The organism is Streptomyces sp. NPDC099050, assembly GCF_044759865.1.
Taxonomy (GTDB): Bacteria; Actinomycetota; Actinomycetes; order Streptomycetales; family Streptomycetaceae; genus Streptomyces.
Genome location: NZ_JBIWAE010000018.1, coordinates 144,728 through 163,123 on the forward strand (window position 1 = coordinate 144,728; position 18,396 = coordinate 163,123).

Below are 18,396 nucleotides of genomic sequence, written 5' to 3' on the forward strand. Positions count from 1 at the left end.
CGATGCTGAAGAACTTCTGGTACGCGGTCGAGTTCTCCGACCGGGTGGACCGCAAACCCCTCAAAGCCGTCTGTCTCGGCCAGTCCCTCGTCTTGTACCGCACGGCGGCCGGCCTGCCGGTCGCCCTGTCGGACCTGTGTGCGCACCGAGGTGCCGCGCTGTCCGCCGGCACCGTCAAGGACGACTGCGTGGTGTGTCCCTACCACGGCTGGCGCTTCGACCCCGAGGGGGCGTGCACCACGATTCCCGCCAACCAGCCCGGCCGGGGCATCCCGAAGAAGGCGCGGGTGGACTCCTATCCCGTCCAGGAGCGGTACGGCTTCGTCTGGGTGTTCCTGGGCGACCTCCCCGAGGAGGAACGGCCGCCGATTCCCCACTGGCCCGAGTTCGACGACCTGGTGCAGAACGGCGGCCGGTTCAAGGCGGTGACCGGTGAGTACCTGTGGCACTCCAACTACGAGCGGATCCTGGAGAACGGCTGCGACATAGCCCACACCCCCTTCGTGCACGCGGGCGCTTTCGGCAACCCCGACCGGCCGGAGGTGGAGGAGTACACGGTCGAGCAGCCGGACGAGTGGTCCGCCTTCGCCACCGTGGCCCTCAACCCACCCGCCGCCAAGGGCTTGTGGAGCAAGCTGTACACGGACCGCCGTTCCCAGGGCAAGGACCGGCCGCCGGTGGTGACCACCGCGGGCTGGATGCTGCCCAACCTGATCAAACTGCACGTCCGCCTGCCACTCGGCAACATGATCATCTACGACACCAACATCCCCGTCGACGAGACCACCACTCTTGTGAAATGGGTGGCGCTGCGCGATTTCTTCACCGGTGACTGGGCGGACAAGAACGCCCGCAAGAGAGTCCTCGGGATCTTCGACCAAGACGCACCGGTCGTCGACGGGACCCGCCCCGAACTGCTGCCGGCCGACCTCGGCGCCGAGCTCCACCTGCGCTCCGACATGATCTCCGTCGCCTACCGCCGACGCCGTCAGGAACTCGCCGCGAAGGGATGGGCGGTGAGCGACGCCGACCGCATCATCGGCGACATCCCGGAACGCAGCGCCACCGTGATCGCCTCCCCCGGTCGACGCGCGGTCCCCGAACTCGCCCGGGCATGGGAACAGAAGGCCCAGGGCTTCCACCCCACCGTCGATGGGGCCCAGTCCCCCGCACCGGCACGTGACAAGGAGTAGCCGCATGACGTCCTCTGACCGCCCGCCCGGCGCCTCGAACGGCGGGACGACCCCCGCCGCCAGGCTGTCCCGAACCGTCGTCGATGCCCTGCTCGCCGGGACGGCTCTCGAGGAAAGGGCCACGCCCTGGGCCGTACTGACCACCCCGGCCACCACCGATCCGGTGGGCTCCGTACGGTACTTCCGTAGCGCCGGCGCCGGCCAGCCGGGCGTCGACGCGGTCGTCACCGTCTCCCTGGTCGTGCCGGCCTTCGGCCTCGACAGTCACATGGTCTTCGCGTTCGGTGCCGCGGACTCCCCGCTGCCGCACTTCACCCTGGACTCCGTGCAGGCGGGCGGCGGGTACGCCTTCCACCTGGATCTGGTGCAGCGCGTCGACCTGGCCGTGAGTCCCGCCTACGCGGACCTTGCATACGGGCCGCTGACGGAGCCGTTCGCCCGTGCCTCGGAGATACCCGGGCTCACCCCCGCGGCCATCAGCCCCCGCCAGCGCTCCCTGATGTCGCCTTGGATGCTCGTACACCGCGCCGACGAGGCGGCCCTGCGGGCCATCACCCCGATCGCCGAGGAATACCTCCGGCACTGGCTGGAGCTGGCCCGGGCGTTCCCGGCCGATGCCGCAGGCGAGGCCAAGGAGGGTGATGCCCCCGTCCGCGACGGACGCCTGCGCCGGGCTCTGTTCAGCCGGGAGATCGACCCGGTCTGGTCCCAGGTGGACCGGCTGCTGGGCACGGCCGTCACCGACGGCCTGCGCGGGCTGCTGACCACCGGCAGACTGCCCGACGAGGAGACGGCGGCATGAGCGACGCCTCCGGGCCCGGGCCCAGCGAGTGGCAGCAGCGCATCGCGGGGGAATGGCACGGCCGGCCCTCGCTGTTCGACGCGCAGGGAACCTGGTGCGGGTACGAGGACATCCGCCGCTCTTCGGAGTTCACCGATGAGGGGACGGTGTACCGGATGGACGGCGGCCTCCTGCAGGGTGGCCCGCTCGCCGGCCGTTTCCAGCTCGCCGCACCGTTCGCCTTCGCGGTCACGGACGCCGACGACAACCGTCTCTACAGGGGACCCGACTTCCACGGCAGCGGGCAGCCCTACGGCTCCTTCGTCGACGCCCACTACTACGGGCCCGGCTGGCAAGTGGCCCTCAACACCTGGAACCACGTTCTGCCCGACGGGGTGACCCAGGTCTACTCCTCGGTACTGCACCAGGGCTGGACCGTGATCGGCTGCTTCAACGGCGTGTACGTACACACCACCGACCACGACGACAACGAGACCACCCGCGACCACGTCGCGCGGCACGTCGCGGCCGAAACCGGCGCCGGACCCGTGCCGTGGATCTTGCCCACCAAGCAGGCCGGCCGGTTCACGGGCTCGTGCGAACTGTGGAGCGCCGAGCAGAAGCACCTCGGCGACGTGGAGGTGGAGATCGCCCTGCGGCCCGTGGACCTGCTGCGCACGCGGCACCGCGTCACCTGGCGCGGAGCGGGCCTGGACCGTTCCTTCTCCGTGGAACGGCGGCGCGACGGCACCCGCGAATTCTGGGAGGGGCCGGACGCGTGGGGCAACGCGCAGGCCTTCGGCCGTGCCAACTTCCCGCTGTGGCACTTCACCAGTGGTGACGTACACCGCGTGCGCGGGCGGGAGTTCGTCCTCGATGCCCGCCCCGCGATGGCGGCGGGCGGCCGTCTGGCCGTGACGTACGAGCTGTTCGGCGGGAACGCACTGGCCGCCGTCCTGCACGGCGTACTCGACTGGGAGGCCACGCCATGACCTCGACCGTGGTCATCACCGGCGGCACCCGGGGAATCGGGTACGGGCTGGCCCGCGCGTTCCTCGACCGCGGCTGCCGGGTCGCCCTCTGCGGGCGGGACGCGACAGGCGTCGAGGCCGCTCTCACGAGCCTCGCAGGCGGCTCGAAGGCCATCGGCCACGTGGCGGACGTGACGGACAGGGAGCAGGTTGCCGGGCTGTGGAAGGCGACGGAAGAGGCCTTCGGACCCGCGGACACATGGATCAACAACGCCGGGGCGACCACAGCACGCAAGCCCTTGTGGTGCCTTGACGCACAGCAGGCCGACAGCGTGACGGCGGTCAATCTCCGCGGCGTCGTCAACGGCAGCGCCGTCGCAGCGGAGCACTTCCTGCGTCTGGGCCGCGGTCGGCTGTGGAACATGGAGGGCTTCGGTTCCGACGGCCGGATCATGCCCGGTCTGAGCGTCTACGGCGCGAGCAAACGTGCCGTCAGCTACCTCACCCACGCGCTGGCGGCCGACCTCCGCAAGGAGCAGGACACCCGGACCCACGACGTCCGGGCGCTGCTCCTGTCGCCCGGCATCGTGGTCACAGACCTGCTGCTGCACGACTACACGCCCGCGGAGTACGCGAAGGCGCGGACCGTGCTCAACATCCTGGCCGACCGGGTCGAGACGGTCACACCGTGGCTTGCCGACCGGGTGCTGGCCGACCGCACGGCCAACGGCGGTCGGGTGGCGTGGCTGACGGGCCGCAAAGCGGCCGGGCGGTTCGCCACGGCCGCGCTGCGGAAGCGGTCGGTGCTGCCGGAGGAGCTCCCCGGGGCGCCGGATCGGGAGGGAGCCTCGTGAGCGGAGCCTTGGACTATCCCCTCTCCCTCGCACTCGAGGACTTCGTACCCGTCATCCTGACGGGCATCGGGGCCACCCTGCTGATCGGTCCGTTGCGCGCCCACAGCATGACCGCCGGGCGCACCGCCACGGCGGGAACCGCGCTGGTCCTCCTCGGCGGGCTCTCGAAGGCCACGTGGAAGCTGCTGGTGGCCTTGGACGGCCCGGACCTCCAGGTTCTGAACAAGGCGCTGTTCCCCTGCCTGTCAGCGGGCTTCCTCCTTCTGGCCCACGCGCTCCTGACCCTGCCCGCCGCACGCGAGCGCGAGCCGGAGCCGGTTCGCACGACCCCGCCGCTGTGGGGGTTCGCGGTGGTCTGGGCGGCCACGGGCGCCGCCGGCCTGCTCCTCACCTCGACGGCGCCGAGCATGGTGCTGACCATCGTGGCCGTCACCGTGTGCGCGGTTCGGCTGATCCTGCTGGCCCGCTCGCACGGGGACACTGTGGCCGCGGCCGCGGGCGGGCTGTGGATCACCGGCATGTACGTGCTGGGACCGCTGGCGGCCCGCCCGGATCAGAGCGTGGCGCTCCAGTGGGTGGAGCAGTCCGCGAACACCCTCACGCAGGGAGCGCTGGTCCTGCTCGCATGGCGGCTGACCAAGCACCGGCGCACCACCCGCTCCGCGGAACTCCCCTCCTCTCCCCCCTCCGGCTGATCGGCGGCGTTGTATGACGGACAGTCTCGGCTGGCGCCGCAAGTTCGGCGTCATAGCCCCCAGCACCAACACCATCGTGGAACCCGACTTCTCCCGCATGTCCGTACCGGGCGTCACCTCGCATTTTTCGCGCATCCACATCCGCGATCAGAACATGGACCAGGACTCCGGCATGGAACGGCTCTTGGAGCAGATCCGCGACGAGATCGGCGCGGCCTGCGAGCGCGTGCTGACCTGCGAGCCGGACTACATGGTCATGGGCATGAGCGCGGAGACCTTCTGGGGCGGTGTCGAGGGCAACCGGGCCTTCGTCAAGCAGATCCATGACATCACCGGGCTGCGGGTGGCAACCGGCGCCGAGGCCTGCGAGCGGGCCCTGCGGCTGTTCGGGGCGCGGCGCATCGCCGTGGTGACTCCCTACCAGCCCATCGGCGATGCCAACGTCGAGCGGTTCTTCACGGAGCTCGGCTTCGAGGTAGCCGGCATCAAAGGCCTGCGATGTCCCACGGCCGTTTCCATCGCGCACGTCCCGGAGGCCGAACTCCGGAGCGCGCTGATCGAGCTGGCGGCCCTGCCGGGTGTCGAGGCGATCGTGCAGTGCGGGACGAACCTGTCGATGGTGTCCCTCGCGGACGAAGCCGAGCGGTGGCTCGGGCTGCCGGTGATCGCCATCAACGCCGCGACCTATTGGATGGCCCTGCGTGACAACGGCGTACAGGAACGGCTCTACGGCCACGGCACTCTGCTGCGCGAGCACTGAATGGGGTACTCCATGCCTGCACTGATCCGCCCGGCCATGGCCGTGCTCATCGCACTGTCTCCCCTCTTCGCGGCTTCCCCCACCAGTGCCCAGGTCGCCGTTCCCGCTGCCGCGGCCTTCTCCCCGCACACGGTCGACCCCGACCTGCCGGGCGCCGCCTTCGCCGTCACGGGCAACGTCTCGGGTGACCTCCGCCAGGAGATCGTCGCCACGGGGTTCGGCCGGTTCACTTCCGTTCCGGGAGGCCCACCCGTACCGCCGGCGGCCGGCCAGCTCTCCGTCTACCACCAAAGCGGCCGCAACCTCGACACCTGGTCGAAGCGGCTGGTGTTCGACACCGACGCCGCCATTCCCTTCCCCAACGAACCGGCCCTCTCCGACCTCGACCGCGACGGGGACCGCGACATCGTCGTGCCCGGCGGCTTCTTCCGCTGCACGACCGCGTGCGGCTCCCTCACCTGGTGGGAGCAGCGGCCCGAGCGGTCCTGGAAGCGTCATGACGTCGTAGCGCCGGGCAGCACGCCCTTGTTCTACCACCGCGCCGTCGTCATCGACTTCGACCGCGACGGCCGGCGCGACCTCGTCACGGTCGGTGAGTCCTTCCAGCCCGTCACGAGGATCGAGGGCCAGCCACCGGCCCATGCCTGGATCCAGGTGTTCAGGGGAACGGACGGCCCCGAGCGCTTCAGCGGCGAGCCCATCGACATCGCCGCGGGTGGGGGCGCTCTTCCCGTCGTGGAAGACATCGACTCCGACGGAGACCTGGACCTCGCCTCCCCCCAGTACTTCGAGCCCGGAGCAGGGTACGTCTGGCTGGAGCGCACCGGGGCACCGAACCCGGACCACCCGATGGGCAGCTTCACGCGGCACGTCATCGACACCACCCAGGGCAAGGCCATTGCCCTGCGGCCGGTACGCAACCTCTTCGGTGACGGCCGCACCACATGGGTGGGCTCCAACCACACCAACACCGCGTTCCCTCCCGGCTCGAGCGAGCCCGCCTCGCAGGTGGTCACCTTCTCCGTACCCGATGACCCCCGCTCCCCATGGACGCCGACCGCCGTTTCGAACGGCATCAGCTCACGCGGACGTCCCGGCCAGGCCGCACCGGGCGTGTTCGGCAGTGGGGACATGGACGGGGACCGGGACACCGACCTCCTGGTGTCCGGCGACGGCGATGACCGACTGTTCTGGCTCGAGCAGAAGCCGAACCGCACGTTCGCCACGCATGTCCTCGCGAGCAGGGCCGGGCAGGCGGGAGGAGCCGTGGTGACCGATCTCGACTACCGCTGGCCCTGGCGCAACGAGGCGGTCTTCACCGTCTTCGAGTCGAACAGCGTCAGGCTCTGGACCCGCGACTGACCTCCGTTCCCGCCACCCGATTTGGAAGGCCGACATCGACGTGACCACATCGGACCTCGACCACCTGCTGGCCCGCTCCCGCGCGGCCGCGGCCCCCTGGGGCTCGCTCACCTTCGGCGAGCGGGAGCGCCAGCTGCGCCGCTGGGCCACCGAACTGGTCCGGTCCCGGACGGCCGTCATCGCCACGGTCTGCGAGGAAACGGGCAAGCCCCGGGCCGACGCCGAGCTCGAACTGCTCGTCGGCCTGGAACACTTGAGGTGGACCGCCCGCCACGCCGGCCAGACCCTGCGTGGGCGTCGGGTGTTCCCGGGAATCCTCGCCGCCGAACACCAGGCGCGGGTCGAACGCCGGCCCGTGGGGGTGGTCGGCGTGATCGGCCCGTGGAACTACCCGGTGCTCACCCCGCTGGGCGTACTCGCCGGCGCGCTCGCGGCGGGGAACGCGGCGGTCTTCAAGCCGAGCGAGTACACGACGCAGACGGGGCGGGCGATGGTCGAGGCCTTCGCCCGGGCGAACCCGGGATCCGCGGACGTCCTGCGACTCTTGCCCGGCGGAGCGGAGGCCGGGGAAGCGCTGTGCCGGGGCGGCGTGGACAAGCTGGCATTCACCGGTTCCACGCGGACCGGCCGGGCGGTGATGGCCGCATGCGCGGACACCCTCACACCGGTGGTGTTGGAATGCGGCGGCAACGACGCGCTGCTCGTGGCCGAGGATGCGGACATCGGGGCCGCCGCGCGAGCGGCCGCCTGGGGTGCCTTCTCCAACGCGGGGCAGACCTGCGCCGGAGTGGAGCGCATCTACGTGGCCCGGGCGGTTGGCGAGGAGTTCCTCGCCGCGCTGACGGCGGAGCTGGAGCCGGTGCGCGCCGGTCATCACTACGGCCGCCTCACCACCCCGCGACAGGAGGAGGTGGTGCGCGTCCACGTCGAGGACGCGACGGCCAACGGCGGTCGCTTCCTCATCGGCGGCCCGGAGTCGTTCCGCGGAGCCGGCCTCGTGGATCCCGTCGTGCTGGCCGATGTGCCCGAGGACCGGCCGGCCGTGCGGGAGGAGACCTTCGGGCCGGTCGTGGTGGTCCGGCTCGTGCGGGACCTGGATGAGGCCGTCGCACGAGCCAATGCCGTCCCCCAGGCACTGGGCGCCGCGGTCTTCTCCCGATCCGCGGGCGCGGCGGTCGCCGGGCGGCTGCGGGCGGGCATGGTGTCCGTGAACGGCATGCTCACGTTCGCCGGCGTTCCGGGCCTGCCCTTCGGCGGCAACGGCGCCAGCGGTTTCGGGCGGGTGCACGGGCGGGAGGGGCTGATGGAGTTCACCTCCGCGCAAGCCGTGACCGTACGGCGCGCGGACCTGACGGGCTCGGGCCTGACCCGGCTGCGCTCACCGTGGTGGAAGCCCCTCGTGCTGCGCGCGCTGATCAGGCTGCGGCACGGCTGACTGCCTGGGGACCAAGGTCCCCACCCTGCGGGACCTTGGCGGGGTGCACGACCCGGACAGCCGACGTAGCTTTGGTCGTGCGACAGGAAATCGCCGCCGGCTGGCGGTAGATCCTGCTGTACGCCCCGTCCAGGGGTGGCAAGGGAAAGTACAACCAGCGTCGGCATGCCTGCCCGGGCAGCCTCCGAGACGCGAGGGCGCACCCAGTCGAGCAATCCTGGGTTCCCGGTGCTTCCCCTTGATCTTTTTCAGTGACCGTTCCGGGAACCCCCTATCGGAACGGACATACTCATGTCGGATCTTCAGCGCAACAAGCAGGTCGTTGTCGACTACTACCAGACCGCTTTCGGCGGCGACCCCCAGAAGGCCGTCGACGACCACTTCGGCCCGGTCTACGTGCAGCACAATCCGGATGCCCAGGACGGCCCCGAGGCGTTCATCGGCTTCGTGACGTGGCTGCGCGGCGAGTACCCGGACCTGAAGCTCGACATCAAGCGCATCATCGCCGAAGGCGACCTGGTCGTCACCCACGCCCACCTGGACCTGGAGCCGAACAACCCCGACAATCCCGGTCGCGCGCTGGCGGACTACTTCCGCCTGCAGGACGGAAAGGTCGTCGAGCACTGGGACGTCATTCAGGACGTGCCCAAGTCCGCCGCGAACTCCAACGGCATGTTCTGACACCACCCTGCCGCAGCCCCGCGAAGCGGCGCCGGCCCCGGCAGTGTGCCGGGGCCGGCGCCGCTTCGCGGGGCTCGTGCGGCTGGCTCAGTAGGCCTGCCGCACGGTGACCGCGGGGTCGGCGCCGTCGCCCCAGTAGCGGACGTAGGAGCGGGCGATGCTGTCACCCAGGGCGGCTTTGAGGAAGAGCGCCGACCAGCGGGCGGAGGTGCGGATGCCGTCGACCTGGTCAGTGCTCTGGGCCGAGGGGTCGGGGGCGGCGCCGGGCGGATTCTGGACGCCCGTGATGCCGTAGTGGTTGACCCCGGTCACCGTGACGAGCGCCTTCGGCGTGCCCTTCAGGGCCTCGTACGTGGCCTGCGCGGCGGCGGGGGCGGCGATGCCGTCGGCGGATCCCTGGATCAGGGCGACCGGCACGGTGTTGCTCACCGGGGCGACCGGACCTCCGCCGGGCGGGGCGTTGTTGGTGCCGAAGAAGGCGGCCGCTTTGAGTTCGGCGGGCTTGACGGCCCCCGGCGGCAGGCCGAAGCAGAAGGGCGGGGCGCACTGCCCCTGGACGGTTGCGATGCCTGCGGCGCCGCCGAAGGAGTGGCCCAGGAGCGCGAACGCGGCCGGGTCCAGACGGCCGGCGAGGGGGCTCTCGGCGCGGGCGTTCTCGGTCTTCGACCAGGCGACGGTGGTCAGGCCCTGATCGGCGGAGGCCCACAGGCCGGGGACGCCGAAGACCAAGCGCTGGTGGTTGGGAACGACCACGACGAAGCCGAATGCCGCGACGGTGCGGGCGTAGCCCTCGTAGTGGCTCTTGTCGACGTTGGCTCCTTGCTGGAGCAGGACCACGGGGAGCCGGCTGCCGGTCTCCGGGTAGTAGATGTCGGCGGCGTCGGCTCCGACGGAGGCCGGGTAGGCGAGGGTGGGGACGGGAGTGGGGCTCTGCGGGGTTTCGGCGGCGGCCGGGCCCGCGGCGCCCACGGCGGTGAGCAAGGTGAACCCGAGCAGGCCTGCTGCGATGCCGCGGCCGGTGCTGCGCCGTGCTGGGGAGTGCGTGGCGTGTGCCATCAGTGATCCGATCTTCTTGGCTGTGGTCGGCGTGAGCTGGTGGGTGTTCCGCTTGAGGAAGACGTCTCCCTTTCGGTTGGCCGAGCCGTGCATACGGACGTCAAGGGGCGTGTGGCAGTCGGGCTGATCGGCGGGCGGCCGCCGCGGCGTCGGCTTCGTAGTGGCGGCGGCCGCGGAGGACCACCATGGATCCCACGAACAGAGGCACCAGCACCGTCGCGAAGGCCCAGCGGAGGGACCCGGTCGCATCGGAGGCCAGACCGATGAGCCACGGGCCGAGCGATCCGCCGAGGGTGACCAGAAGCTGGAGGACGGCGAATCCGAGGCCGCGTCGTTCGGCGGCGACGACATCGGCGTTCGCGGCGGTGAGGTTGGCCAGCGCCGCGGCGAAGCCGAAGTTGGCGAGGCCGAAGCACAGGACCTGTGGCGCGAGGACCGGCACCGCGACGGCCCCCGCGAGGGCCACGGTGCCCAGCAGCAGACCGGCGCCGCCGATGGCGATACGGCGACCGGGGCGCGGGCTCCGGTCACGGTCGCCGAGCCAGCTGCCGGTGATGATGCCCGCGACGATGCCGACCAGTCCGGCGCCGCCGGCCACGGCGGCGGCCTCGGCCTCGCCGAGTCCGAAGAACCGGCCGTAGTAGGAGGGCATCCAGTAGAAGAGGCCGCCGAGTCCGAAGAAGAGGATGCTGAGGCCGGTGACGACCGTGCGCAGGGTGCGGATCTGCAGCAGCTCGCGCACCTGGGAGCGCAACGGTTGCGGGGGGACGACGCCGGGTCCCGCTGCCGGGCTCGGCTTCTCGGTGGGTGCGCCGCCGGCCTCGCGCCGGTACCACAGGGTGAGGCGATCGCCGGTACCGCGGGCCGGTTCGCGCAGGGTCAGGACGAGCAGGGCGACGAGGAGTCCGGGTACGGCGACGAGGAAGAAGCTGGTGCGCCAGCCGACGCTCTGCGCGAGGGCGCCTCCGGCGATGACGCCGATGGGGAGGCCGCCGAAGTAGGCCATGCGCTCGTACCCGAAGGCTCGTGTGCGTCCGGGGCCCGGGTAGTAGTCGGCGAGGAGGCTGGAAGCGGGCGGGTTGTAGAGCTGGCCGGCGGCTCCGAGGAACATCCGGACGGTGAAGAGGGCGAGGTAGCTGCCGGCCAGCCCGGTGCCGACGGTCAGCAGCGACCAGACGGCCACGACGGCGGCGACGGTCCAGGTGCGGCCGGCCGTGTCGGCAAGCCGGCCCGCCGGGAGCAGCAGGATCACTGCGGCGAGTGACCCGGCGGTGGCGATGGCGCCGCCGGCCGCGTCGCCGAATCCGAACTCCTCCTGGATGGTGGGCAGGGCGCCGGCGAGGAGGTTGTACTCGATGCGGTCGATGGCCGCGACGAGGGCGATGCAGATGGCGGGCCACCATCCGAACGGGGCGGGTGCGCCGCGTCGGACGGTGACCGGGGGCCGCCCGGGGAAGACGGAGAAGGCTGCCCGCTCCCCGTCGTGTTCGTGGCGGGGGGCGGGTGTGCTCATGGCTCTCCTCCGGGCGGGGCGGGCGGCGGGGGTGGGATCAGGGCTTGGCGGTGTACACGACGCCGGGCAGGTTCTGGGCGGCCGTGCCCCACACCTGGTCCTGGAGGGTGCTGTCGAGGCCGAGCGAGTAGAGCAGGTACGTGGTGGTCACCGAGCGGGTGAGTCGCTGCTGTTCGGCGCGGGTGATGGAGCCGCTGTCGCAGCCGAAGCCGTTGCTGTCGACGAATCCGCAGTGGAATCCGCCGGTGATGACGCGGAGCTGGGTCGGCGCGCGCTTGGCGTCGTACATCTTGCGCTGGTGGTCCGCGACTCCGGCGATGGTGTCCTTGGTTCCGCCGACGTACTGCGCCGGGATGGTGAGCGCGGCGGATGCGGTGATCGCGGAGGGGTTGGTCTCCGCGGCGGCGAGGGTGGAGACGGTCTTGACGGCCGGGTTGCGGGACGCGGCGAGAAGGGCGGCGCCGCCGCCCATGGAGTGGCCGGACAGGGCGTAGCGGCCGGTGTCGACGGTGCCGGCGAAGCGTGAGCCGGCGGTGGCGTTCTGTGCGGTCAGCCAGGTGAGGCCGGCGTTCAGATCGTCGGCGAATCCGGTGTGGCTGGGTGAGAGGCCGCCCTGCGACTTGGGTGTGACCGTGATGAAGCCCCACGAGGCGTAGTGCCGCAGGACCGTCTCGTACTTGGAGATGTCCTGGAAGAAGCCGTGGCCGAACGCAAGGCCGGGATGGAGGCCCTGGGCCACGGGGGCGTTGGCACCGGCGGTGGTGCCGGGGTACCAGACGCGGGCGCTGTAGGAGCGGCCCGAGGCGGAGACGGTCAGGTCGGTGTAGGCGACGGGGTACGCCCCGGGAGCTGCGGGATCGGCCGCGACGGCGGATGCGGGGGCGGGTGCGGCCGCCAGCGCGGTGGGGGCGGTCAGGCTTGCGGCGACGGCCAGGATGATGGCCGGGACGGCGCGCATGAGTGTGCGTAACACGGAGGTGCCCTCCTGTGGGGGTATCGGAGAGAGAAACTCTGTATCCATTGCAGCACATTGGCACGTACACGCCAAGCCCACGCGTGTTTCTCTGTGCGGAACACTGTTCGCACGCCTGGAACTTCTCAGTGCTCAGCGACTGTCGGCTCCGCCACCCGGCAGCGGCGTGGCTCCGCGACGAGTCCGGTGGGCCGATGTCAACGGCCGGTCCCGGCGCGCGCGTACAGGGCCTCGACCCTGTCGGCGTACTGGCTGGTGACGGCGGCCCGGCGGACTTTGAGGGTCACGGTGAGTTCGAGTCCGCCGGGGGTCCATTCCTCGGCGATCACCTCGTGGGCCCGGATCCGTTCCGGGCTTGAGAGGCGGGTGTTGGCCTCGGCGACGGCTTCGGCGAGGGCGGCGGCGAGATCGGGAGCGTGGGTCTTCCAGGGTGCGGCTGAGGTGATGCCGGCCCTCCGGGCCCAAGCGGTGACGGCCTCGCGGTCGGGGACGAGGAGGGCGACGTTGAAGGGGCGGGCGTCGCCGACGACGACGGCGTGCGCGATCAGGGGCGAAGCCTCCTTGAGGACCCCCTCGATGCGGGCCGGGGCCATGTTCTTGCCGCCCGTGCTGATGATGAGGTCCTTCTTGCGGTCGACGATCCGGACGTCGCCGGCGGCGTCGATGGTGGCGAGGTCTCCGGTGTGCAGCCAGCCTTCCGCGTCGATGGTCCGTGCGGTGAGTTCGGGCTCGCCGCGGTAGCCGCGCATCAGGAAGGGGGCGCGCACGAGGAGCTCCCCGTCGCCGGCGATGCTGATCTCGGCGCCGGGGACGGGGCGGCCCACGGTGCCCGCCCGCGGACTGCCTGACGGGGCGATCAGCGCGATCCCGCTGAGTTCGGACATGCCCCAGGCGTCGGTGAGGGGCAGGCCGAGGGCGTGGAAGAAGTCCTGGAGTCCTTCGGGTGCCGGTGCGGCCCCGGTGATGCAGATGCGGGCGCGGTCGAGCCCGAGGCGGCGGCGCAGTTCACCGAGGATGCCGTCGGCCGCTTCGAGGTCCGCGCGCTCGGGACCGGTGAGGGGTTCGTCCGCCCAGCGGCGCGGGGCGAGACGCCGGCCGGTGGTGAGGGCGTTTTCGACGAGGGTGCGAAGCCCTGGGTCGGTGTCGGCGAGCGCGCTCTCCAGGCCGGTGCGCAGGCGCTGCCAGAGGGAGGGTACGGCGCCGAAAAGCGTGGGGCGCACCGTGGTGAGGGTTTCGGCGAGCCGGGACAGGTCGTCCAGGCAGGTCAACCGGGTGCCGCAGACGAGGTGGGTGTAGTGCGAGCCCCACCGGTCGGCGATGTGCGCTGAGGGGAGGAAGGATATGTGGCTGTCCTGTGCGGTGACCTCCAGTACGCGCTGGGTTCCCGCCAGTTGGGCCATCATCGCGCGGTGGGTGATCTCTACGGCCTTGGGACGGCCTGTGGTGCCGGAGGTGTGGATCAAGGTGATCAGGTCGTCCGGACCTACCTCGCGGGTGGCGGCGGCGAGGTCGAGGGGGACGGGGGCTGCCGACTCGGCCTCGGCGAGGGAGAGGACGCCCTCCTCGGCCGGGCCTTCCGGAGCGTCCACAGCCACCAGGTGGCGGACGGCCGTGCCGGCGCGGGCTGCGCGCAGCACCGGGAGGAAGCGGCGTTCGGTGACGACGATACGCGTGCCCGTACTGGCCAGCAGGTCGCGTATCTGGTCGGCGGGGAGGCTGTTGTAGAGGGAGTACGGAACGGCCCCCAGGTGGAGGGCGGCGCAGTCGGACACGTGGAACTCGGGCCGGTTGGTGAGCATGAGGGCGACCGGCTCGCCGCGGTCGACGCCGAGGTGCTCCAGCGCGGCGGCGACGGAGGCGACACGGTCCGCGTATTGGGCCCAGGTCAGTGCGGGGCCTTCGGGGGTCAGCAGTGCGGGTTCATGGGGCCGGGCGGCCACGGTCCGCTGGAAGGCCTCGCAGAGGGTGGCTGGCGGATCGGGCGGGGGCGTCATGAGGACTCCTCAACAGGGGACGGGACTGCCGGGGCGGCACCGGGCTCAGCGTTCGGGGGTGGGCGCGGCTCGGGCGGGGTTGCCGAAGGTGAGGCGGAAGTCGTGCAGGGTGAGGCTGAGCAGTGGTTGCCCGTGTGCCGGGAGTCGCAGGGCGCTGTCGGGCGGGAAGTGCCAGGAAGCCTTGGCCAGGCTCGCCGCGCTGCGGCTGCGCACGGGGCTGGTCTTGAGGTGTCCGCCGAGTTGCTGCGTGATGCGGTAGGAGACCGGCCACCGTCCCGGGAGTCTGGTTCGGGAGTGGAAGGACGCGGTGGCCAGGGTCGCGTCCTCGGTCCTGGCCGTGGCCTGCAGGCCCTTGCCCCTGCTGATGTCGCCGCTGATGTCGAATGCGGCCAGCTCTTTCGGGATGCCCCACAGTTCGCGCCCTCCCGCCTTGGACGGGGGGCTGTCGACCCAGATGTCGGTGATGGTGACCCGGGGTCGCAGACCGTCGCGGACCAGGACGGCGGCCAGGACTTCGTTGTAGTGGAGGACGCTGTCGTTCTCGTAGCGGACCCAGGCGGCGCCCATGAGGGCGCGGCCGGCGAGGGTGACGGGGCGGACTCCGTCGGGCAGGGGCGGCAGTTCGCGGCGGGGTACGAGCCACAGGGAGAGGTACATCTGTCCGGCGAGGTGCCAGGGCTCAGGCGGGTAGGTCGGCATCGGGGTCCTGTCTGGAGGCGGGCAGGGGGTCGAGGCGCAGGGCCGCGGGGGCGTGTGCGGGGACCGCGGGGTGTCGGGGTGGTACGGGATCCACCCGGCGGTAGGGGGCCCCGGGACGGGGTCTCGGGTCGGTTTCGGAGCGGTTGGGCCAGAGCGCGGTGGCCCGTTCGGCGAGGGCCGTGATGGTCAGGGACGGGTTGACTCCCAGGTTGGCCGAGACGGTGGAGCCGTCGATGACGTGGAGTCCGGGGTGGCCGTGGACCCGGTGGTAGGGGTCGACGACTCCGTGTGCGGCCTCGTCGGAGACGGTGCAGCCGCCGATGAGGTGGCCGGTGGCGGGCACGTCGAGGAGATCGCCCCAAGTGCCGCAGGCCAGAGCGTCGTTCTGACGGGCGGCGGTGCGGGCCAGGTGATGGCCGGCCGGTATCCAGGTGGGGCTGGGCGCGCCCTCACCGGGCCCGCTCGTCAGGCGGGTACCGAGGAGGCCGCGGCGCAGGCGGGTGGTGACGGAGTTGTCGGCCGACTGCATGACCAGGAGGACGACCGATTGTTCGGCCCACCGGCGTGGGCGGTGCAGCGCGGGCAGGTCGCGTGCGTTCGCGGCCATCGCGGCGAGGCCGGCGAGGAGCCGGTGGCGGCCGGGTACGGGGTCGGTGAGGATTGCTCCGAGCAGGGCGAGGAGGTTGCTGCCGGGGCCGTACCGGACGGGTTCGACGTGGGTGGTGTCGTCGAGGTGAACGGAGGAGGTGATCGCCACTCCGTGGGTGAAGTCGGCGTCGGGGTCCTTGGAACGGACGGCGAGGATCGCCTCGGAGTTCGTCCGGGTGAGGTGGCCGAGGCGTGGTGAGAGCCCGGGCAGCGCGCCGGTGGCGCGAAGCTGGTGGAGCAGGCGCTGCGTGCCCAGGGCTCCGGCGGCGAAGACGACGTGGTGGGCGCTGGTGGTGCGACGGTCGCGGCGCAGGAGGCGTCCGGTGCGGACGGAGGTGACCGTCCAGCCCGAGCCGTTGCGGCGGACGTCGGTGACGGTGCGTTCGGCCGCGACGGTGGCGCCGGCGGCTTCGGCGAGGCCGAGGTAGTTCTTGGGGAGGGTGTTCTTGGCGTTGTGGCGGCATCCCGTCATGCATGCGCCGCAGTGCAGGCACCCTGCTCGCGCGGGTCCGGCGCCTCCGAAGTAGGGGTCGGGCACGGTCGTTCCGGGTGCGGTGCCCGGTGGTGCGAAGTGCACGCCGACGGGGACCGTTCGGAAGGTGTGCTCGCGGCCCATGGCCCGGGCCGCGTCCTTGAGCACGCGGTCCGAGGCGGTGAAGCGGGGGTTGGGCGTGACGCCGAGCATACGGCGGGCCTGGTCGTAGTACGGGGCCAGTTCGGTGCGCCAGTCGGTGATGGACGACCACCGGGTGCCTTCGTAGAAGGCCTGAGGCGGATCGTAGAGCGTGTTGGCGTAGCCGAGTGATCCACCGCCGACTCCTGCTCCGGTCAGGACGAGGATCCTGCCGAGCAGGGTCATCCGAAGGATGCCGCGGCATCCGAGTGCCGGGGCGAAGAGGTAGTCGCGGATGCGCCATGACGTTCGGGGGAAGTCGGTGTCGGCGAAGCGGCGCCCGGATTCGAGGACGGCCACCCGGTAGCCCTTCTCGGTGAGACGCAGCGCGGTGACGCTGCCTCCGAACCCGGAGCCGATGACGACCACGTCGGCCTCCGCGGGAGGAGGCTGCGGGGTGCCTTGATCGGGCGCGGTGTCCTGGGGTGGTGAAGTGGTGGGCATCTCGACTCCCGCACTGCGACCCGTGACGGTCGCACCGCAGCGGGCGACCTCGGATCCGCGGTGTGACCGGGCGGTCATGTGACCGCCCGGTCATGGTGCTGCGGGCCATCCGCTCCTGTCAATGAAGCTGACCGCACGAGACCGTGCCGCCCTCAAGCCAACTGCGCCCGGGTGCGCGGTGCTTGACAACCATTGCGGCGCGATCGAGCCTATGACCGCCCGGTCATGTGACCGGGCGGTCATAACGGAGGTCCGGATGGAACGCGTCTGTGTGATCGGAGCCGGCTCATCCGGCATAGCCGCCTGCCAGGTACTCGCCGCCCGCAAGATCCCCTTCGACTGCTACGAGACCGGCTCCGAGGTGGGGGGCAACTGGCGCTACGAGAACGACAACGGCATGTCGTCGGCCTACCGCTCCCTGCACATCAACACGTCCCGGCAGGTCATGGAGTACGCCTGCTTCCCCATGTCGGAGGCCTACCCCGTCTATCCCAGCCACGTCCACATCGCCCGCTATTTCGACGCCTTCGTCGACCACTTCGCGCTACGGCCCTCGATCGCGTTCCGCACCGAGGTGACCGGGGTCGCGAAGACACCGGCGGGACGGTGGGAGGTCACCGCCCGCAAGCGCGATGGCGGCTCCACGACCACCACCACCTACGACGCCGTGCTCGTCGCCAACGGCCACCACTGGAAGCCCCGGATGCCGGAGCCCGCCCTGCCCGGAGCGGACTCCTTCGACGGCATCCAGATGCACTCCCACCACTACCGCACACCCGATCCGTTCGCCGGCGCCCGCGTCATGGTCCTCGGCATCGGCAACTCCGCCTGCGACATCGCGGTGGAGACCTCCCGCGTCTCCGCCCGGACCTTCCTGACCATGCGCCGCGGGGCTCACATCCTGCCCAAGTTCCTCTTCGGGATCCCGACCGACCACCTCACCGGGTCCTGGCTCGCTCGGGCCCCTCTGGCGGTCCAGGCCCGCGGTCTCGCCCTGCTGCTCCGGCTCAGCCGCGGCCGCCTCTCCTCGTACGGGCTGCCCGAACCGCATCACGGGGTGCTCAGCGCCCACCCCACGATCTCCGACGAGCTGCTCTCCCGTCTCGGCCACGGCGACATCTCCATCACACCGATGATCACCGCCCTCGACGGGGGCGCCGCGGTCCTCGAAGACGGCACCCGGCAGGACATCGACGCCGTCATCTACTGCACGGGGTACGAGATCTCCTTCCCCTTCCTTTCGAAAGACCTGATCGACCCCTCCGACAACGCGGTGAGCCTCTATCACCGGGTCGTCTCCCCCAGCCACCGCGGCTTGTACTTCATCGGACTGGTCCAGCCGCTCGGCGCGATCATGCCGCTGGCGGAAGCCCAGTCCCACTGGGTGGCCGACCTGATCGAAGGACGGTGCGCGCTGCCCTCGCAGGCTTCCATGCACCGCGAGATCACCGCCTACCGCACCCGCACCGCGCGCCGGTACGTCGCCTCCACCCGCCACACCATCCAGGTCGACGCCCGCAGCCACCTTCAGGAGCTCCGCGCCGAACGTCTGCGCACGGCCGTGCCCCGCCACCAGACCTCGCTGACACCTGGGGTCCGTTGACGGCACTCTTCACCGCACGTCAGCAGACCAGCCCCGCACAGCGATCCGACTGGAGCATGCA

The 18,396-nt window shown here is 71.3% G+C and carries 16 protein-coding genes; 10 read left to right on the forward strand and 6 right to left on the reverse strand.

Translation table 11 applies throughout. The annotated features are described in order from the left end of the window. Positions 1 to 2 precede the first annotated feature (2 nt). The 9 genes from ACIQV3_RS27785 (at position 3) to ACIQV3_RS27825 (ending at position 8,732) form a co-directional block, all read left to right on the forward strand. Complete coding sequence (locus ACIQV3_RS27785) at positions 3 to 1,193, forward strand: Rieske 2Fe-2S domain-containing protein (RefSeq protein WP_403716453.1); 1,191 nt, start codon at positions 3 to 5, stop codon at positions 1,191 to 1,193. Between the two features lie 4 nt (positions 1,194 to 1,197). After that, entirely contained in the window at positions 1,198 to 1,995 is a 798-nt protein-coding gene (locus tag ACIQV3_RS27790) for a hypothetical protein (protein ID WP_403716455.1), read from the forward strand. Continuing rightward, positions 1,992 to 2,966: a hypothetical protein gene (locus ACIQV3_RS27795; RefSeq protein WP_403716457.1), complete on the forward strand. Its 975-nt coding sequence runs from the start codon at positions 1,992 to 1,994 to the stop codon at positions 2,964 to 2,966. Before ACIQV3_RS27790 ends, ACIQV3_RS27795 begins: the two co-directional genes overlap by 4 nt. Further along, on the forward strand, positions 2,963 to 3,799 hold the full coding sequence (locus ACIQV3_RS27800; RefSeq protein ID WP_403716459.1) for an SDR family NAD(P)-dependent oxidoreductase: 837 nt from the start codon (positions 2,963 to 2,965) through the stop codon (positions 3,797 to 3,799). Before ACIQV3_RS27795 ends, ACIQV3_RS27800 begins: the two co-directional genes overlap by 4 nt. Further along, the gene (locus ACIQV3_RS27805; protein ID WP_403716461.1) at positions 3,796 to 4,494 is read left to right on the forward strand and encodes a hypothetical protein; all 699 of its coding nucleotides are present in this window, start codon (positions 3,796 to 3,798) and stop codon (positions 4,492 to 4,494) included. The genes ACIQV3_RS27800 and ACIQV3_RS27805 overlap by 4 nt, the downstream gene beginning before the upstream one ends. Positions 4,495 to 4,507: 13 nt before the next feature. Then, positions 4,508 to 5,254: an arylmalonate decarboxylase gene (locus tag ACIQV3_RS27810; RefSeq protein ID WP_403716463.1), complete on the forward strand. Its 747-nt coding sequence runs from the start codon at positions 4,508 to 4,510 to the stop codon at positions 5,252 to 5,254. 12 nt (positions 5,255 to 5,266) lie between these two features. Beyond that, positions 5,267 to 6,616 carry an FG-GAP repeat domain-containing protein gene (locus ACIQV3_RS27815; protein WP_403716465.1) on the forward strand — a complete coding sequence of 450 codons (1,350 nt, stop codon included), beginning with the start codon at positions 5,267 to 5,269 and terminating at the stop codon, positions 6,614 to 6,616. Positions 6,617 to 6,656: 40 nt separating this feature from the next. Beyond that, complete coding sequence (locus ACIQV3_RS27820) at positions 6,657 to 8,051, forward strand: aldehyde dehydrogenase family protein (RefSeq protein WP_403716467.1); 1,395 nt, start codon at positions 6,657 to 6,659, stop codon at positions 8,049 to 8,051. Between the two features lie 291 nt (positions 8,052 to 8,342). After that, complete coding sequence (locus ACIQV3_RS27825; RefSeq protein ID WP_403716470.1) at positions 8,343 to 8,732, forward strand: ester cyclase; 390 nt, start codon at positions 8,343 to 8,345, stop codon at positions 8,730 to 8,732. Positions 8,733 to 8,819: 87 nt separating this feature from the next. Here ACIQV3_RS27825 and ACIQV3_RS27830 read toward each other — a convergent pair whose 3' ends face one another. From ACIQV3_RS27830 to ACIQV3_RS27855, 6 genes are all read right to left on the reverse strand, one after another. Then, a complete protein-coding gene (locus ACIQV3_RS27830) occupies positions 8,820 to 9,788 on the reverse strand; it encodes a hypothetical protein (RefSeq protein WP_403716472.1) in 969 nt (322 codons plus the stop codon). A 100-nt stretch (positions 9,789 to 9,888) separates the two neighbouring features. Continuing rightward, complete coding sequence (locus tag ACIQV3_RS27835) at positions 9,889 to 11,301, reverse strand: MFS transporter (RefSeq protein ID WP_403716475.1); 1,413 nt, start codon at positions 11,299 to 11,301, stop codon at positions 9,889 to 9,891. Between the two features lie 37 nt (positions 11,302 to 11,338). Further along, on the reverse strand, positions 11,339 to 12,274 hold the full coding sequence (locus ACIQV3_RS27840) for an alpha/beta hydrolase family protein (RefSeq protein ID WP_403716477.1): 936 nt from the start codon (positions 12,272 to 12,274) through the stop codon (positions 11,339 to 11,341). Between the two features lie 197 nt (positions 12,275 to 12,471). Beyond that, the gene (locus tag ACIQV3_RS27845; RefSeq protein WP_403716479.1) at positions 12,472 to 14,268 is read right to left on the reverse strand and encodes an AMP-dependent synthetase/ligase; all 1,797 of its coding nucleotides are present in this window, start codon (positions 14,266 to 14,268) and stop codon (positions 12,472 to 12,474) included. Positions 14,269 to 14,313: 45 nt separating this feature from the next. Beyond that, positions 14,314 to 14,967, reverse strand: a complete 654-nt coding sequence (locus tag ACIQV3_RS27850) for an acetoacetate decarboxylase family protein (protein ID WP_403716482.1) — start codon at positions 14,965 to 14,967, stop codon at positions 14,314 to 14,316. Beyond that, positions 14,948 to 16,732 (reverse strand): FAD-dependent oxidoreductase, encoded by a 1,785-nt coding sequence (locus ACIQV3_RS27855; RefSeq protein WP_403716484.1) that lies wholly within the window; start codon positions 16,730 to 16,732, stop codon positions 14,948 to 14,950. Before ACIQV3_RS27855 ends, ACIQV3_RS27850 begins: the two co-directional genes overlap by 20 nt. A gap of 256 nt (positions 16,733 to 16,988) precedes the next feature. Between ACIQV3_RS27855 and ACIQV3_RS27860 the strand changes: the two genes are divergently transcribed. Further along, a complete protein-coding gene (locus ACIQV3_RS27860; RefSeq protein WP_403716486.1) occupies positions 16,989 to 18,335 on the forward strand; it encodes an NAD(P)-binding domain-containing protein in 1,347 nt (448 codons plus the stop codon). The last annotated feature ends 61 nt before the right edge of the window (positions 18,336 to 18,396 follow it).

What these genes read in the sequence shown, in the direction of transcription:
- ACIQV3_RS27785 (WP_403716453.1), top strand. Translation starts at nt 3, where the DNA reads ATGCTGAAGAACTTCTGGTACGCGGTCGAGTTCTCCGACCGGGTGGAC.
- ACIQV3_RS27790 (WP_403716455.1), top strand. Translation starts at nt 1,198, where the DNA reads ATGACGTCCTCTGACCGCCCGCCCGGCGCCTCGAACGGCGGGACGACC.
- ACIQV3_RS27795 (WP_403716457.1), top strand. Translation starts at nt 1,992, where the DNA reads ATGAGCGACGCCTCCGGGCCCGGGCCCAGCGAGTGGCAGCAGCGCATC.
- ACIQV3_RS27800 (WP_403716459.1), top strand. Translation starts at nt 2,963, where the DNA reads ATGACCTCGACCGTGGTCATCACCGGCGGCACCCGGGGAATCGGGTAC.
- ACIQV3_RS27810 (WP_403716463.1), top strand. Translation starts at nt 4,508, where the DNA reads ATGACGGACAGTCTCGGCTGGCGCCGCAAGTTCGGCGTCATAGCCCCC.
- ACIQV3_RS27815 (WP_403716465.1), top strand. Translation starts at nt 5,267, where the DNA reads ATGCCTGCACTGATCCGCCCGGCCATGGCCGTGCTCATCGCACTGTCT.
- ACIQV3_RS27825 (WP_403716470.1), top strand. Translation starts at nt 8,343, where the DNA reads ATGTCGGATCTTCAGCGCAACAAGCAGGTCGTTGTCGACTACTACCAG.
- ACIQV3_RS27830 (WP_403716472.1), bottom strand. Translation starts at nt 9,788, where the DNA reads ATGGCACACGCCACGCACTCCCCAGCACGGCGCAGCACCGGCCGCGGC.
- ACIQV3_RS27835 (WP_403716475.1), bottom strand. Translation starts at nt 11,301, where the DNA reads ATGAGCACACCCGCCCCCCGCCACGAACACGACGGGGAGCGGGCAGCC.
- ACIQV3_RS27845 (WP_403716479.1), bottom strand. Translation starts at nt 14,268, where the DNA reads ATGACGCCCCCGCCCGATCCGCCAGCCACCCTCTGCGAGGCCTTCCAG.
- ACIQV3_RS27850 (WP_403716482.1), bottom strand. Translation starts at nt 14,967, where the DNA reads ATGCCGACCTACCCGCCTGAGCCCTGGCACCTCGCCGGACAGATGTAC.
- ACIQV3_RS27855 (WP_403716484.1), bottom strand. Translation starts at nt 16,732, where the DNA reads ATGCCCACCACTTCACCACCCCAGGACACCGCGCCCGATCAAGGCACC.
- ACIQV3_RS27860 (WP_403716486.1), top strand. Translation starts at nt 16,989, where the DNA reads ATGGAACGCGTCTGTGTGATCGGAGCCGGCTCATCCGGCATAGCCGCC.